14 protein-coding genes are annotated in these 13,052 nt (G+C 60.2%); 6 read left to right on the top strand and 8 right to left on the bottom strand.

Annotated features, from left to right (window positions below):
- Positions 1 to 97: 97 nt before the first annotated feature.
- The 4 genes from ribE to pgpA are packed head-to-tail and all read left to right on the top strand — an operon-like array spanning position 98 to position 2,536.
- Positions 98 to 568 carry a 6,7-dimethyl-8-ribityllumazine synthase gene (ribE, locus tag BVU99_RS12790; RefSeq protein WP_004940385.1) on the top strand — a complete coding sequence of 157 codons (471 nt, stop codon included), beginning with the start codon at positions 98 to 100 and terminating at the stop codon, positions 566 to 568.
- 20 nt (positions 569 to 588) lie between these two features.
- A complete protein-coding gene (gene nusB / locus BVU99_RS12785) occupies positions 589 to 1,005 on the top strand; it encodes a transcription antitermination factor NusB (RefSeq protein WP_004940384.1) in 417 nt (138 codons plus the stop codon).
- Between the two features lie 51 nt (positions 1,006 to 1,056).
- The gene (thiL, locus tag BVU99_RS12780; protein WP_043135634.1) at positions 1,057 to 2,049 is read left to right on the top strand and encodes a thiamine-phosphate kinase; all 993 of its coding nucleotides are present in this window, start codon (positions 1,057 to 1,059) and stop codon (positions 2,047 to 2,049) included.
- Positions 2,042 to 2,536 carry a phosphatidylglycerophosphatase A gene (pgpA, locus tag BVU99_RS12775; RefSeq protein WP_004940382.1) on the top strand — a complete coding sequence of 165 codons (495 nt, stop codon included), beginning with the start codon at positions 2,042 to 2,044 and terminating at the stop codon, positions 2,534 to 2,536. The genes thiL and pgpA overlap by 8 nt, the downstream gene beginning before the upstream one ends.
- Before the next feature lie 33 nt (positions 2,537 to 2,569).
- On the opposite strand, the gene BVU99_RS12770 is transcribed toward pgpA, so the two are convergent.
- The 4 genes from BVU99_RS12770 to xseB all read right to left on the bottom strand — a co-directional run bounded on the left by BVU99_RS12770 (position 2,570) and on the right by xseB (position 6,740).
- Complete coding sequence (locus tag BVU99_RS12770; RefSeq protein WP_049206201.1) at positions 2,570 to 3,544, bottom strand: aldo/keto reductase; 975 nt, start codon at positions 3,542 to 3,544, stop codon at positions 2,570 to 2,572.
- 106 nt (positions 3,545 to 3,650) lie between these two features.
- The gene (gene dxs / locus BVU99_RS12765) at positions 3,651 to 5,516 is read right to left on the bottom strand and encodes a 1-deoxy-D-xylulose-5-phosphate synthase (RefSeq protein WP_025301753.1); all 1,866 of its coding nucleotides are present in this window, start codon (positions 5,514 to 5,516) and stop codon (positions 3,651 to 3,653) included.
- A 34-nt stretch (positions 5,517 to 5,550) separates the two neighbouring features.
- Entirely contained in the window at positions 5,551 to 6,471 is a 921-nt protein-coding gene (ispA, locus tag BVU99_RS12760; protein ID WP_043135638.1) for a (2E,6E)-farnesyl diphosphate synthase, read from the bottom strand.
- 5 nt (positions 6,472 to 6,476) lie between these two features.
- The gene (xseB, locus tag BVU99_RS12755; protein WP_025301755.1) at positions 6,477 to 6,740 is read right to left on the bottom strand and encodes an exodeoxyribonuclease VII small subunit; all 264 of its coding nucleotides are present in this window, start codon (positions 6,738 to 6,740) and stop codon (positions 6,477 to 6,479) included.
- 160 nt (positions 6,741 to 6,900) lie between these two features.
- On the opposite strand from xseB, the gene thiI reads away from it, so the two are divergent.
- A complete protein-coding gene (thiI, locus tag BVU99_RS12750) occupies positions 6,901 to 8,349 on the top strand; it encodes a tRNA uracil 4-sulfurtransferase ThiI (protein ID WP_043135640.1) in 1,449 nt (482 codons plus the stop codon).
- Positions 8,350 to 8,415: 66 nt separating this feature from the next.
- On the opposite strand, the gene yajL is transcribed toward thiI, so the two are convergent.
- Together yajL and panE are read right to left on the bottom strand one after the other, a co-directional pair.
- Positions 8,416 to 9,006 (bottom strand): protein deglycase YajL, encoded by a 591-nt coding sequence (gene yajL, locus BVU99_RS12745; protein ID WP_043135643.1) that lies wholly within the window; start codon positions 9,004 to 9,006, stop codon positions 8,416 to 8,418.
- Positions 8,969 to 9,880, bottom strand: coding sequence for a 2-dehydropantoate 2-reductase (gene panE / locus BVU99_RS12740; RefSeq protein WP_025301758.1), 912 nt, complete (start codon positions 9,878 to 9,880; stop codon positions 8,969 to 8,971). Before panE ends, yajL begins: the two co-directional genes overlap by 38 nt.
- 182 nt (positions 9,881 to 10,062) lie before the next feature.
- On the opposite strand from panE, the gene BVU99_RS12735 reads away from it, so the two are divergent.
- A complete protein-coding gene (locus BVU99_RS12735) occupies positions 10,063 to 10,554 on the top strand; it encodes a YajQ family cyclic di-GMP-binding protein (RefSeq protein WP_025301759.1) in 492 nt (163 codons plus the stop codon).
- A gap of 34 nt (positions 10,555 to 10,588) precedes the next feature.
- Here BVU99_RS12735 and BVU99_RS12730 read toward each other — a convergent pair whose 3' ends face one another.
- A complete protein-coding gene (locus BVU99_RS12730; RefSeq protein ID WP_025301760.1) occupies positions 10,589 to 11,953 on the bottom strand; it encodes an MFS transporter in 1,365 nt (454 codons plus the stop codon).
- Positions 11,954 to 12,151: 198 nt separating this feature from the next.
- A complete protein-coding gene (gene cyoE / locus BVU99_RS12725) occupies positions 12,152 to 13,042 on the bottom strand; it encodes a heme o synthase (RefSeq protein ID WP_025301761.1) in 891 nt (296 codons plus the stop codon).
- Positions 13,043 to 13,052: the final 10 nt, after the last annotated feature.

Here is a 13,052-nt window from a genome sequence, read left to right as displayed (position 1 = left end):
CGCGCGCCGGTTTTACAAAAGCGCCGCGCAGGCGGTGAAAGAATATGATAGAATCCGCCCCCCTGCGGGGTATTGAACCCATTTTTAAGGAAAGCCCATGAAAGTTATCGAAGGTGTTGTTGCTACTCCAAATGCCCGTGTGGCGATCGCAATTGCACGTTTTAACAATTTCATCAACGACAGCCTGCTGGAAGGTGCTATCGACGCGCTGAAACGCATTGGTCAGGTTGCTGACGACAACATCACCGTTGTCTGGGTCCCGGGCGCTTACGAGCTGCCGCTGACGGCGAGCGTATTGGCCAAAACCGGCAAATACGACGCGGTTATCGCGCTGGGCACCGTTATCCGTGGGGGCACCGCGCACTTCGAATATGTAGCGGGCGAAGCCAGCTCCGGCATCGGCAACGTTGCGATGAATGCCGAAATCCCGGTTGCCTTTGGCGTGCTGACCACCGAAAGCATCGAACAGGCGATCGAACGCGCCGGCACCAAAGCGGGCAACAAGGGCGCTGAAGCCGCGCTGACCGCACTTGAAATGATTAATGTTATCAAAGCTATTAAAGCCTGAATTTAGTTAAGGGGAATTCCGTGAAACCTGCTGCTCGTCGCCGCGCTCGTGAGTGCGCTGTTCAAGCGCTTTACTCTTGGCAGTTGTCTAAAAACGACCTTGCCGATGTTGAACACCAGTTCCTGACGGAGCAGGATGTCAAAGATGTTGACGTCGCCTATTTTCGCGAGTTGCTGTCCGGCGCGGCAGTGAATGCAGGTATGCTGGACGAACTGATGGCGCCTTACCTGTCGCGTCAGCTCGAAGAGCTGGGCCAGGTGGAGCGCGCGGTGCTGCGCGTCGCGCTGTTTGAACTGAAAATGCGCGAGGATGTCCCTTATAAGGTGGCGATTAACGAAGCGATCGAGCTGGCGAAAACCTTCGGCGCGGAAGACAGCCACAAGTTTGTGAACGGGGTGCTGGATAAAGTGGCGCCAACCCTTCGCAAGAAAAAGTAAAACATTAAGGCCGGCATTCCCGGCCTTAATTTCTTCTAGTGGAATATCGATATGGCATGCGGCGAATTTGACCTCATTGCCCGCTATTTTGACCGGTTTAAGCGCGTGCGCCGGGATGTACAGTTGGGCATTGGAGATGACTGCGCACTGCTGGCAGTGCCGGAAAAACAGCTGGTGGCCGTCAGTACCGATACGCTGGTGGCGGGCATTCACTTCCTGCCGGACATCGATCCGGCCGATCTCGGTTACAAGGCGCTGGCGGTCAATCTGAGCGATCTGGCGGCGATGGGCGCCGATCCTGCGTGGCTCTCGCTGGCCCTGACCCTGCCGGAGGTGAACGAGCCGTGGCTGAAGGCCTTCAGCGACAGCCTGTTCGATCAGCTCAACTATTACGGCATGCAGCTGATTGGCGGCGATACCACGCGCGGCCCGCTGAGCATGACGTTGACCATTCAGGGGCTGATCCCGGCCGGCCGGGCACTGACCCGCAGCGGCGCGCGCATCGGCGACTGGATCTATGTGACCGGCACGCTGGGCGACAGCGCCGCCGGTCTGGCGATCCTGCAGGATCGCCTGGCGGTGACGGATGCGGCGGCGCGCGATTATCTGGTCGCTCGTCATCTGCGGCCGCAGCCGCGGGTGTTGCAGGGGCAGGCGCTGCGCGATCTGGCCAGCTCGGCGATCGACATCTCTGATGGCCTGATTTCCGATCTGAAGCATATCCTGAAGGCCAGCGACTGTGGCGCACGCATCGTACTGGACGAGCTGCCGATGTCGCAGGCGCTGAGCAGCCACGCCGATGCCGAGCAGGCGCTGCGCTGGGCGCTGGCGGGCGGCGAAGATTATGAGCTGTGCTTCACCGTGCCGGAGATCAACCGCGGTGCGCTGGAAGTGGCGCTGAGCCACCTCGGAGCCGACTACACCTGTATCGGCCAAATTGGCCCGCTGTCTGAAGGTATTCGCTATTATCGCGACGATGAGGCGGTAGAGCTGGACTGGGCCGGCTTCGATCATTTCAACGCGGAGCCGGGCACCGATGGATGAAGCCAAGCGCCGGCTGCGGATGAGCAATCCGTGGCACCTGCTGGCCACCGGTTTTGGCAGCGGTTTGTCGCCGGTGATGCCGGGCACCATGGGATCGCTGGCGGCGATCCCGTTCTGGCTGCTGCTGATCCAACTGCCGTGGCAGCTTTACTCGCTGGCGGTGATGTTCAGCATTTGCATCGGTGTCTATATTTGCCATCGCACGGCAAAAGACATGAAGGTGCACGATCACGGCAGCATCGTCTGGGACGAGTTCGTCGGCATGTGGATCACGCTGATGGCGTTGCCGGTCAACGATTGGCGCTGGGTCGCCGCCGGTTTCGTCATCTTCCGCATTCTGGATATGTGGAAGCCGTGGCCGATCCGCTGGTTCGACCGCAACGTGCATGGCGGCATGGGTATTATGGTCGACGATATCATCGCCGGCGTGCTGTCCGCCGGCATCATCTACCTGATTGGGCACCACTGGCCGATCGGGCTGTTCTGACAGACGGGCGCGCTGTTTCGCGCCCGCTTCTCTTTATTCAAACCCTGTCACCCGGTGCGGCACGTAAGCCGTCTCCAGTTCCGCCACCTCTTGCGGCGACAAACTCAAATCGACTGCGGCGATGGCGTCGTCCAGCTGTTCGCTGCGCGAAGCGCCGACGATCGGTGCGCTGACCGCCGGCTTGTTCAGCAGCCAGGCCAGCGCGATCTGCGCGCGTGACACGCCGCGTTCGTCGGCGAGGCTGGCGACGCGCTCGGCGATAATGGCGTCAATGCCTTCGGTTTCCTCGTACAGGCTCTTGCCGAACTGGTCGGAAACCAGCCGCGCGGTGGTTTCGCCCCAGGGGCGGGTCAGGCGGCCGCGCGCCAGCGGGCTCCACGGCAGCACGGCGATGCCTTCGGCGGCGCACAGCGGGTGCATCTCGCGCTCTTCTTCGCGCTGGATCAGGTTGTATTGATCCTGCATGCTGACGAAGCGCGTCCAGCCGTGCAGATCGGCGGTATACAGCGCTTTGGCGAACTGCCAGGCGTACATCGAGGAGGCGCCGATGTATCGCGCCTTACCGGCTTTCACCACGTCGTGCAGCGCTTCCAGCGTCTCTTCCAGCGGCGTTTCGTAATCCCAGCGATGGATTTGCAGCAAATCGACATAGTCGGTGCCCAGACGCCGCAGGCTGTCGTCGATGGATTGCATGATCTTGGCGCGCGACAAACCGCGCTCCAGGTTGCTCAGCGGGAAATACACCTTGGTGGCGATCACCACCTCCTCGCGGCGCGCATAGTCGCGCAGTGCCCGGCCGAGGATCTCCTCGCTGCTGCCGTCGGAATAGCTGTTGGCGGTGTCGAAAAAGTTGATGCCGGCTTCCAGCGCCTGTTTCAGCAGCGGACGGCTACTCTCTTCAGGCAGCGTCCAGGCGTGATTGCCGCGGTTCGGTTCGCCGTAGGTCATGCAACCCAGGCAGATGCGCGAGACGTTCAGATCGGTGTTGCCCAGTTTCAGGTACTTCATGCTTGCCTCCCATTCACAGCTCAGACAGTAACTGTAGCGCGGATCCCGAAGGGCGGAAACGAAAACGCCCCCGCAGGCGGAGGCGTTTGTCAGGTGCAGGCGGTGATTACTGCGCCAGCCAGGTTTCGATTTGGCGCTGAATACCGGCGGCGTCCAGCCCCAGATCGGCGCGCAGCTCTTCCTGGCTGCCCTGCGAGACGAAGCTGTCCGGCAGGCCGAGGTTCAGCACCGGCACCGGGCGGCGTTTGGCCATCAGCAGTTCGTTAACGCCGCTACCGGCGCCGCCCATGATCGCGTTCTCTTCCAGCGTGACCAGCGTTTCATGGCTGGCGGCCAGTTCGAGCACCAACTGCTCGTCCAGCGGTTTGACGAAGCGCATGTCGACCAGCGTGGCGTTGAGCGCTTCCGCCGCTTGCGCGGCCTCCGGCAGCAGGGTGCCGAAGTTGAGAATGGCGATCTTTTCCCCCTGACGGCGCACCACGCCTTTGCCGATCGGCAGCAGGCTGAGCGGCTCCAGCGCAGCGCCGGTGCCGGTGCCGCGCGGATAGCGCACGGCGCTCGGGCCATCGTTATAGTGATAGCCGGTATACAGCATCTGCCGGCATTCGTTCTCGTCGCTTGGTGTCATGATCACCATGGTCGGGATGCAGCGCATGAACGACAGATCGAACGCCCCCTGATGGGTCTGGCCGTCGGCGCCGACGATGCCGCCGCGATCGATGGCGAACATCACCGGCAGGTTTTGGATCGCCACATCATGGATCAGCTGATCGTAGGCGCGTTGCAGGAAGGTGGAATAGATCGCCACCACCGGCTTGTAGCCGCCGATCGCCAGCCCGGCGGCGAAAGTGACCGCGTGCTGCTCGGCGATCGCCACGTCGAAATATTGCTGCGGGTAGTCGCGAGAGAACTGCACCATGCCGGAGCCTTCGCGCATCGCCGGCGTGATCGCCATCAGCGAGCTGTCTTTGGCGGCGGTTTCACACAGCCAGTCGCCGAAGATTTTCGAATAGGTCGGCAGACCTCCGGCGCTTTTCGGCAGCGTGCCGCTGGCGGGATCGAACTTCGGCACCGCGTGGAAGCTGATCGGATCCTTCTCCGCCGGCGCGTAACCACGGCCTTTCTTGGTCATGATGTGCAACAGCTGTGGGCCTTTCAGATCGCGCATGTTTTTCAACGTGGCGACCAGGCCCTGTACGTCGTGCCCGTCTACCGGGCCGATGTAGTTGAAGCCCAGCTCTTCGAACAGCGTACCCGGCACCACCATGCCTTTCAGGTGCTCTTCGGTGCGTTTCACCAGCTCCTTGATCGGCGGCACGCCGGCCAGCACTTTCTTGCCGCCTTCGCGCAGGGTGGAGTAAAGCTTGCCGGACAGCAGCTGCGCCAGGTGATTGTTCAGCGCGCCGACGTTTTCCGAGATCGACATCTCATTGTCGTTCAGCACCACCAGCATGTCCGGATTGATGTCGCCGGCGTGGTTCATCGCTTCGAACGCCATGCCGGCGGTGATGGCGCCGTCGCCGATCACGCACACCGTGCGGCGGCCTTTGCCTTCACGCTCTGCCGCCACCGCCATGCCGAGGCCGGCGCTGATCGAGGTCGATGAGTGGCCGACCGACAGCACGTCGTATTCGCTTTCGGCGCGCCACGGGAAGGGGTGCAAGCCGTTCTTTTGCCGAATGGTGGCGATGCGGTCGCGACGGCCGGTCAGAATTTTGTGCGGGTAGGCCTGGTGGCCGACGTCCCACACCAGATGATCGAACGGCGTGTTGTAGACGAAATGCAACGCCACCGTCAGTTCGACGGTACCCAGCCCGGAGGCAAAGTGGCCGCTGGAACGACTGACGCTGTTCAGCAGGTATTGCCGCAGCTCATCGCACAGCTTCGGCAAGCTCTCTTTGGGCAGCGAGCGGAGTTCCTCGGGGTTTTCCGCTAGCGCCAGGGTTGGGTATTTGGCTATATCAAGACTCATTCGATACTCATATCAGAGGAGTTAACGTCACACGTTAATTGTCGCGTTCAATAATGAAGCTGGCTAACGCTCGCAATGGCGCTGTGTTATAAGATTGCGCTGCCAAAGTGTCCAATGCAGCTAATGCTTCCTGATAGAGATCCCACGCTTTTGCTTTCGCGCTGTCAAGCCCGAGTAACGCCGGGTAGGTACTCTTTCCGTGTTGTTGGTCCGCTCCCTGGCGCTTGCCGATTTTCTCAGTCTCGCCGACAACGTCCAAAATGTCATCCTGAACCTGGAACGCCAGGCCGACCGCGGCGGCGTAACGATCCAGCTGCGGCAGCGCCGCTCGCCCGGCTTCGCCGGCGCTCAGCGCGCCCAAGCGCACCGCCGCGCGGATCAGCGCGCCGGTTTTGTGGCGGTGGATCTGCTCTAGCGCCTGCAGATCGACGCGCTTGCCTTCGGCTTCCAGATCCAGTGATTGGCCGCCGCACATGCCGGCTACGCCGCTGGCGGTCGCCAGTTCGGAGACCATCGCCAGCCGATCGCGCAACGCCACGTCAGGCATTTCGGCATCGGCCAGGATCGAAAACGCCAGCGTTTGCAGCGCATCGCCGGCCAGGATCGCGTTGGCTTCGCCGAATTTAATGTGGCAGGTCGGCTGGCCGCGGCGCAGATCGTCGTCGTCCATCGCCGGCAGATCGTCGTGGATCAGCGAGTAGGCATGAATGCATTCTACCGCTGCCGCCGGCGCATCCAGGTTGCTCAGCGACACGCCGAACATCTGGCCGGTGGTGTAGACCAGGAATGGCCGCAGGCGCTTGCCGCCCAGCAAGGCGCCGTGACGCATCGCCGCCACCATGTTGCCGTCGTTGAACGGCAGCGGGGCGATGAAGTCCAACAGCGCGCGATCGGCACGCTGGCGGAAAATCTGCATTTGATCGGCAAAAGCGGCCGATGGGGCGATCTCAGACATGTCGGTTACTCGGTATCCGGTGTAAAAGGCGTCAGCGCCGCATCGTCGGCGCTGTCGTTAAGGAGTATCTGCACACGCTGTTCCGCCTGTTGCAGTTTCTGCTGGCCTTGACGCGCCAGCTGTACGCCACGTTCGAACTCGTTCAGCGCGTCTTCCAGCGGCAATTCGCCTGACTCCAGACGCGTCACGATGCTTTCCAGCTCGCCGAGGGCGCTTTCAAAGCTGGCAGTTTGCTCTGTACTGGCTGATTGTGCTGGTTTTTTCGGCATAATTTTCTTTTTACGTCATCATGTGAACCGTGGCGCCAGAGCCTATCCTAGCGGATCTTGATTAGCAAATCATGGCGCTCATGTGTGGTTTTGTGCGCAGAGCACGGCGATATGGTGATATACTCCGCGCCGTAATTCTTATCTGACAACAAAGACCGCCATGAAGTTTATCATTAAATTGTTCCCGGAAATCACCATCAAGAGCCAATCTGTGCGCTTGCGCTTTATCAAGATTCTCTCGACCAATATTCGCAACGTCCTGAAGCAGTATGATGAAACGCTGGCGGTCGTCCGTCACTGGGATCATATCGAAGTTCGCGCCAAAGATGAAAACCAGCGGCCGATCATCGCCGACGCCCTGACGCGCATTCCCGGCATCCACCATATTTTGGAAGTGGAAGACCGCGCTTATACCGACATCCACCACATCTTCGAGCAGACGCTGGAAGCCTACCGCGCCCAGTTGGAAGGCAAAACCTTCTGCGTGCGCGTCAAGCGCCGCGGCAAGCAGGCGTTCAATTCGCAGGACGTAGAGCGCTACGTCGGCGGCGGCCTGAACCAGCATATCGAGAGCGCGCGCGTTAACCTTAGCCGCCCGCAGGTCACGGTAAATCTGGAGATTGAAGACGACAAGCTGATGCTGGTCAAACGCCGCCTCGAAGGCATCGGTGGTTACCCGGTCGGCACCCAGGAAGACGTACTGTCGTTGATTTCCGGCGGTTTCGACTCGGGCGTCTCCAGCTATATGTTGATGCGTCGCGGTTGCCGCGTGCACTTCTGCTTCTTCAACCTGGGCGGCGCTGCGCACGAGATCGGCGTGAAGCAGGTGGCACATTATCTCTGGAATCGCTTCGCCAGTTCGCACAAGGTGCGCTTCGTCGCTATCGACTTCGAGCCGGTGGTGGGCGAGATCCTGGAGAAGGTCGACGACGGCCAGATGGGCGTGGTGCTCAAGCGCATGATGGTGCGCGCCGCTTCGCAAGTGGCCGAACGCTACGGCGTGCAGGCGCTGGTGACCGGTGAGGCGCTGGGGCAGGTCTCCAGCCAGACGCTGACCAACCTGCGCTTGATCGACAATGCGTCCGATACCTTGATCCTGCGTCCGCTGATCTCGCACGATAAAGAGCACATCATCAAGCTGGCGCGCGAAATCGGCACTGAAGACTTCGCCAAAACCATGCCGGAATATTGCGGTGTGATTTCGAAGAGCCCGACGGTAAAAGCCGTCAAGGCCAAGATCGAAGAGGAAGAGAGCCACTTCGATTTCAGCATTCTTGACCGCGTGGTGAGCGAGGCGAAGAACGTTGATATCCGCTCTATCGCCGAACAGACGCAGGAACAGGTGACCGAGGTGGAAACCGTCGCGGCCTTTGGCGCCGACGAGGTGATCCTGGATATCCGCTCCAACGACGAGCAGGAAGAGAAACCGCTGCAGCTGGAACAGGTTGAAGTGAAAGCGCTGCCGTTCTACAAGCTGAGCACCCAGTTTGGTAATCTGGACCAGAGCAAAACCTACCTGCTGTACTGCGAGCGCGGCGTGATGAGCCGCCTGCAGGCGCTGTACCTGTTGGAGCAGGGCTTCAACAACGTGAAGGTTTATCGCCCGTAACGCACGGAGCGGCATCAACGAGAAGGGCTGAACCGATGTTCAGCCCTTTTTTTATCGGCAAGCCGCTCAGTCGCGGAAGTCGTACATCCCCGGGATCAGCACCAGCTGCGCGGCGATCTCCGCCGCCTTGGCTTTACCAAGCAGCAGGTCTATCAGCTTCAGCGCGAACTCCATCGCGGTGCCCGGCCCCTGGCTGGTGAGCAGGTTGACGCGGGCATCGTACACCACGCGGCGCTCCATCCATTTATCCGCCGGTATCTGGTCTTTCAGGCCCGGGAAGCCGGTCATGTTGCCGATCGGGAACAGATCGTGGTGTTGCAGCACCAGCGCCGGCGCCGCGCAGATGGCGGCGACGATGTTGCCCTGCAGATGCATTTGCCGCACCTTCTCCACCAGCAGCGGGCTGTCGCGGAAGCATTCCGCGCCTTTCAGGCCGCCGGGCAGCACGATGGCGTCGAACGGCTCATCGACGATCGCCACCAGCGGCGCGTCGGCCAGCAGCTTGACGCCGCGCGAACAGACGATAGTCAGCTCGCCGTCGCCGGCAACGCTGGCGGTAGTGACTTTTACGCCCGCCCGCACCAGCAGGTCGATGGTGGTGACGGCTTCGGTTTCTTCGCTACCAGGTGCCAGGCAGACCAGCGCCGATACGCTCATATTCATTTTCCTTTCGTTTAATCAATTCAAACAGCCGCGCATTCTCCGGCAGCGTGAGGCCGTGGCTGCGCGCGCGGCGCAGCAGGTAACCGGTGATGTAGTCGATCTCGGTGTGCCGCTGGCTGCGGATGTCCTGCAGCATCGACGAAATGTTGTCGGCGGTGCTGTGGATCACGTCCATCACGTATTGCATCAGGCCTTCACAGGAGGTGTGGTAGCCCTCCATCGCCATCACGCTGGCGACTTCACGGCACAGCGTTTCGATCTGTTCCGGGTAACGCTGCAGGTCGCCGTTGCGGCAGCCGTACAGCGCCGTCAGCGGGTTGATCACGCAGTTGACCGCCAGCTTGCGCCAGTTGGCCGAGGCGATATTGTTGTGCCAGGCGACGTCAGGCAGTGCCTGATGCAGCACTTCCGCCAGGTGGCTGAGGTGTTGGGCGGCCGGCGAGGTTGGGCCGATGTGGGTGATGCCGGTGGCGACGTGGATAATGGTGCTGCCTTCGTGGCGCGCAGCGTGGGTGGTGGTGCCCTGCAGGATGGGCTGGCCGTTCGGCGGCAGCTCTTCCTGGGTGCCCATGCCGTTGTGCAGCAGCAAAATAGCGCACTGGGGGTTCAGCTTCGGCAGCAGCGTGCTGACCGCGCTGGACACCTGCCAGGCTTTTAGCGTCACCAGCAGCAGCTCGCTTTGCGCAAGATGCTCCGGATCGTTGGTGGGCAAATTGCGATTGAACGAGACGCCTTCCGGCTCTATCACGTTCACTGCGCAAAAAGGCTGTGGCACTCTTAGCCATCCCTGTACATCGTGGCCCTGCTGATACAGCCGGGAGAGCCACAGTTGTCCGAGCGCGCCGCAACCAAGAATGGTTATTTTCATTCAGTCTCCTTGGAAACACGGGAATACCGCTCAATTACCGTGAATTAACTATAGGCTTTATGGCAGCCCGAAGCGCTATCCCTGCGTGCGTTCAGCAGATTTTGTCTGAGGCGGCAAAGCGGTTATCATGCTCGGCATCAAAATCGCCTAAGCTATTAGGCACTCATTCAGGAGGAAGAAGTATGCCATCTTTCGACATCGTTTCCGAAATTGATATGCAGGAAGTGCGTAACGCCGTTGAGAACGCTACCCGCGATCTCGGTACCCGCTGGGATTTTCGCAACGTGCCGGCCAGCTTTGAGCTAAACGAGAAAGACCAAAGCATCAAGGTTGCCACCGAGTCTGATTTCCAGGTGCAACAGCTGCTCGACATTCTGCGCGAAAAGCTGAGCAAGCGCAGCATCGACGGCGCTGCGCTGGAGATCCCGGAAGAGTTTACCCACAGCGGCAAAACCTACAGCGTGGAAGCCAAGCTGAAGCAGGGGATTGAAACCTCTGTGGCGAAGAAAATCGTCAAGCTGATCAAAGACAGCAAGCTGAAGGTGCAGGCGCAGATCCAGGGTGAAGAAGTACGGGTGACCGGCAAGTCACGCGACGATTTGCAGAGCGTGATGGCGCTGGTGCGCGGCGGCGATCTGGGGCAGCCGTTCCAGTTCAAGAACTTCCGCGATTAATCTCTACGGGGCCGGCATTGCCGGCCCTGATTCTTTACAGCGAATTGACCAGCGCTTCCAGCTGACCGCGATTGGTCTGCTTAGTATCCACCTTGACGTAGGCGCTGCGCTCTTCCGGCACGACGATCGCCTCGGCCACACCGGGCTGCGCCTTCAGGCGGCTTTCCAGCGCCGAATCCTTCACCGCCAGTTCCGACAGCGTAATGCGCAGGCTGCTGACATACGGCGGCTCTTTCATGGTGCTGCTGACCAGGAACCAGACGGCGGCCAGCACGGCGCCGGCGATAAACACCAAGCCCGCCCCCTGCAAACCGTACAGCCAGCCTCCGAGGCTGCCGCCGATCGCCACGCCGATAAACTGGCTGGTGGAGTAGACCCCCATCGCGGTGCCCTTGTAGCCGGCCGGTGATTCTTTGCTGATCAGTGAAGGCAGAATGGCTTCCATCACGTTGAAGGCCATGAAGAACAGCTGCACGCCGGCGATGATGCCCCATAGATGAGCGCCGGAGAGCCACAGCAGCACTTCGGCGCAAAACAGCACCGCCACGCAGCCCATAAACACCTGCTTCATGCGGCGATATTTTTCGGCATAGATGATGAACGGCACCACGGCGGCGAACGACACCAGCATGGTCACCAGGTAGACGATCCAGTGTTCGCTGGCCGCCAGCCCGGCTTTCTCCATCGCTAGCGGCAGCGCCACGAAGCTCGACATCAGCAGGATATGCAGGCACATGATGCCGAAGTTGAGCTTCAGCAGGCGCGAGTTGCTCAGCACTTTGCGGAAGCTGCCGCGCACGATGCTGGACTCGCGGTTCAGCAGATGGGTATCGGCGGAAGGTACTACTGCCAGAGTGATGACGATGCCGGCCAGCGCCAGCACGGCGATCATCCAGAACAACGCATGCAGGCCCAAGGCATGGGTGATGATGGGGCCCAGAACCATGGCGATGGCGAAGGTGATACCGAAGCTGACGCCGATGAACGCCATCGCTTTGGTGCGGTTCTGCTCGCGGGTCAGATCGGAGAGCAGCGCCATTACCGCGGCGGCGATGGCGCCGGAGCCTTGCAACGCGCGGCCGAGGATCACGCCCCAGATAGAGTCAGTGACGGCGGCGATCACGCTGCCGAGGGCAAAGATCAGTAGGCCGCCGACGATCAGCGGCTTGCGGCCTATGCGATCGGACACCAGGCCGAACGGGATCTGAAATACCGCCTGTGCCAGGCCGTAAATGCCGATGGCGATGCCGATCAGCGCTTCGCTGGCGCCGTTGAGCGCCATGCCGTAGGTGGTCAGCACCGGCAGTACCATAAACATGCCGAGCATGCGCAGGGAGAATACGGTGCCCAATCCCCAGGTGGCGCGGCGCTCCTGCGGGGTCATTGAATTATCGTTCACATCAAACCTCGGTAAAAACCATGCCATCAGACGTTGCGACAGCGCCTGATGGCATGATTTCTGTAAAGCTGCGTCATTTTAGTGTGCAGGGCAGGGGGGGTAAATCGAATGTTGTTTAACAGATATTACAGTTTGGCCGCTTTTCGGCGTGACAAATAAAATGGGCCGCAAAAGCGGCCCATTCACAGATGATTTGGCTTACCAAACGTAGGTCACCAGCGCTTCAGGCGCCGCCGTGGCGCTGAAGTCGATCGACATCATCACGCTCAGCGAGGTGATGGCGACGATGGAGAACACGAACAGTTTACGCGCCCAGACGCTGTCGTTTTCGGTCTTGTAACCGCGCAGCGCCATGCCCAGCCACCATACGCTCACCGCCGCAGCGACGATCAGGTACTTGTAGCCGGCATAACCTACCAGGGTCAGCATCAGCGTGGCGATCATAAATGCCAGGATGTAGACCGTGATGTGGTTCTTGGCGACGGAAATGCCTTTTACCACCGGCAGGACCGGAATGTTGGCCGCCTGGTAATCTTTAAAGCGGAAGATAGCGATCGCATAAGAATGCGGCATCTGCCACAGGCTAAAGATAGCCAGCAGGATCAACGCGCCGGCGTCGAACTCGTTGGTCACCGCGCAGTAGCCGATAACCGGCGGCGCGGCGCCCGACAGGCTGCCGATCAGCGTGCCGTAGACCGAGTGGCGTTTCATGTACAGACTGTAAACGCCGACATAAACCACGAAGCCCATCACCGCCAGCCACATGGCCAGCGGGTTGGCTGCGATATACAGCAACGCAAAGCCCACAATACCCAAAGCGGTCGCATAAACCAGGGTGACACTCGGCGCGATCAGGCCTTTTACCAGCACCCGATTCTTCGTTCTCTCCATTTTCTTGTCGATGTCGCGGTCGATGTAGTTGTTAAACACACAGCCCGACGCGACCACCAACGAGACACCCACCAGGGTGGCGAGAAACAGGGGATAGTCGATGCTCCCTTTGGAAGCGAGCAGGAATCCCCCGACGACAGAAATTAAATTGCCGAAAATAATTCCTGGTTTAGTGACTTGCAGGTATTGCTTAATCATCACGTGCAGC

Origin of the sequence: Serratia sp. OLAL2 (genome assembly GCF_002752475.1) — a bacterium.
Taxonomy (GTDB): Bacteria; Pseudomonadota; Gammaproteobacteria; order Enterobacterales; family Enterobacteriaceae; genus Serratia; species Serratia bockelmannii.
Note: the sequence above shows the minus strand (reverse complement) of the source record. Positions and strands in the feature narration are given on the sequence as shown.

What these genes read in the sequence shown, in the direction of transcription:
- ribE (WP_004940385.1), top strand. Translation starts at nt 98, where the DNA reads ATGAAAGTTATCGAAGGTGTTGTTGCTACTCCAAATGCCCGTGTGGCG.
- thiL (WP_043135634.1), top strand. Translation starts at nt 1,057, where the DNA reads ATGGCATGCGGCGAATTTGACCTCATTGCCCGCTATTTTGACCGGTTT.
- pgpA (WP_004940382.1), top strand. Translation starts at nt 2,042, where the DNA reads ATGGATGAAGCCAAGCGCCGGCTGCGGATGAGCAATCCGTGGCACCTG.
- BVU99_RS12770 (WP_049206201.1), bottom strand. Translation starts at nt 3,544, where the DNA reads ATGAAGTACCTGAAACTGGGCAACACCGATCTGAACGTCTCGCGCATC.
- dxs (WP_025301753.1), bottom strand. Translation starts at nt 5,516, where the DNA reads ATGAGTCTTGATATAGCCAAATACCCAACCCTGGCGCTAGCGGAAAAC.
- ispA (WP_043135638.1), bottom strand. Translation starts at nt 6,471, where the DNA reads ATGTCTGAGATCGCCCCATCGGCCGCTTTTGCCGATCAAATGCAGATT.
- xseB (WP_025301755.1), bottom strand. Translation starts at nt 6,740, where the DNA reads ATGCCGAAAAAACCAGCACAATCAGCCAGTACAGAGCAAACTGCCAGC.
- thiI (WP_043135640.1), top strand. Translation starts at nt 6,901, where the DNA reads ATGAAGTTTATCATTAAATTGTTCCCGGAAATCACCATCAAGAGCCAA.
- yajL (WP_043135643.1), bottom strand. Translation starts at nt 9,006, where the DNA reads ATGAGCGTATCGGCGCTGGTCTGCCTGGCACCTGGTAGCGAAGAAACC.
- panE (WP_025301758.1), bottom strand. Translation starts at nt 9,880, where the DNA reads ATGAAAATAACCATTCTTGGTTGCGGCGCGCTCGGACAACTGTGGCTC.
- BVU99_RS12735 (WP_025301759.1), top strand. Translation starts at nt 10,063, where the DNA reads ATGCCATCTTTCGACATCGTTTCCGAAATTGATATGCAGGAAGTGCGT.
- cyoE (WP_025301761.1), bottom strand. Translation starts at nt 13,042, where the DNA reads ATGATTAAGCAATACCTGCAAGTCACTAAACCAGGAATTATTTTCGGC.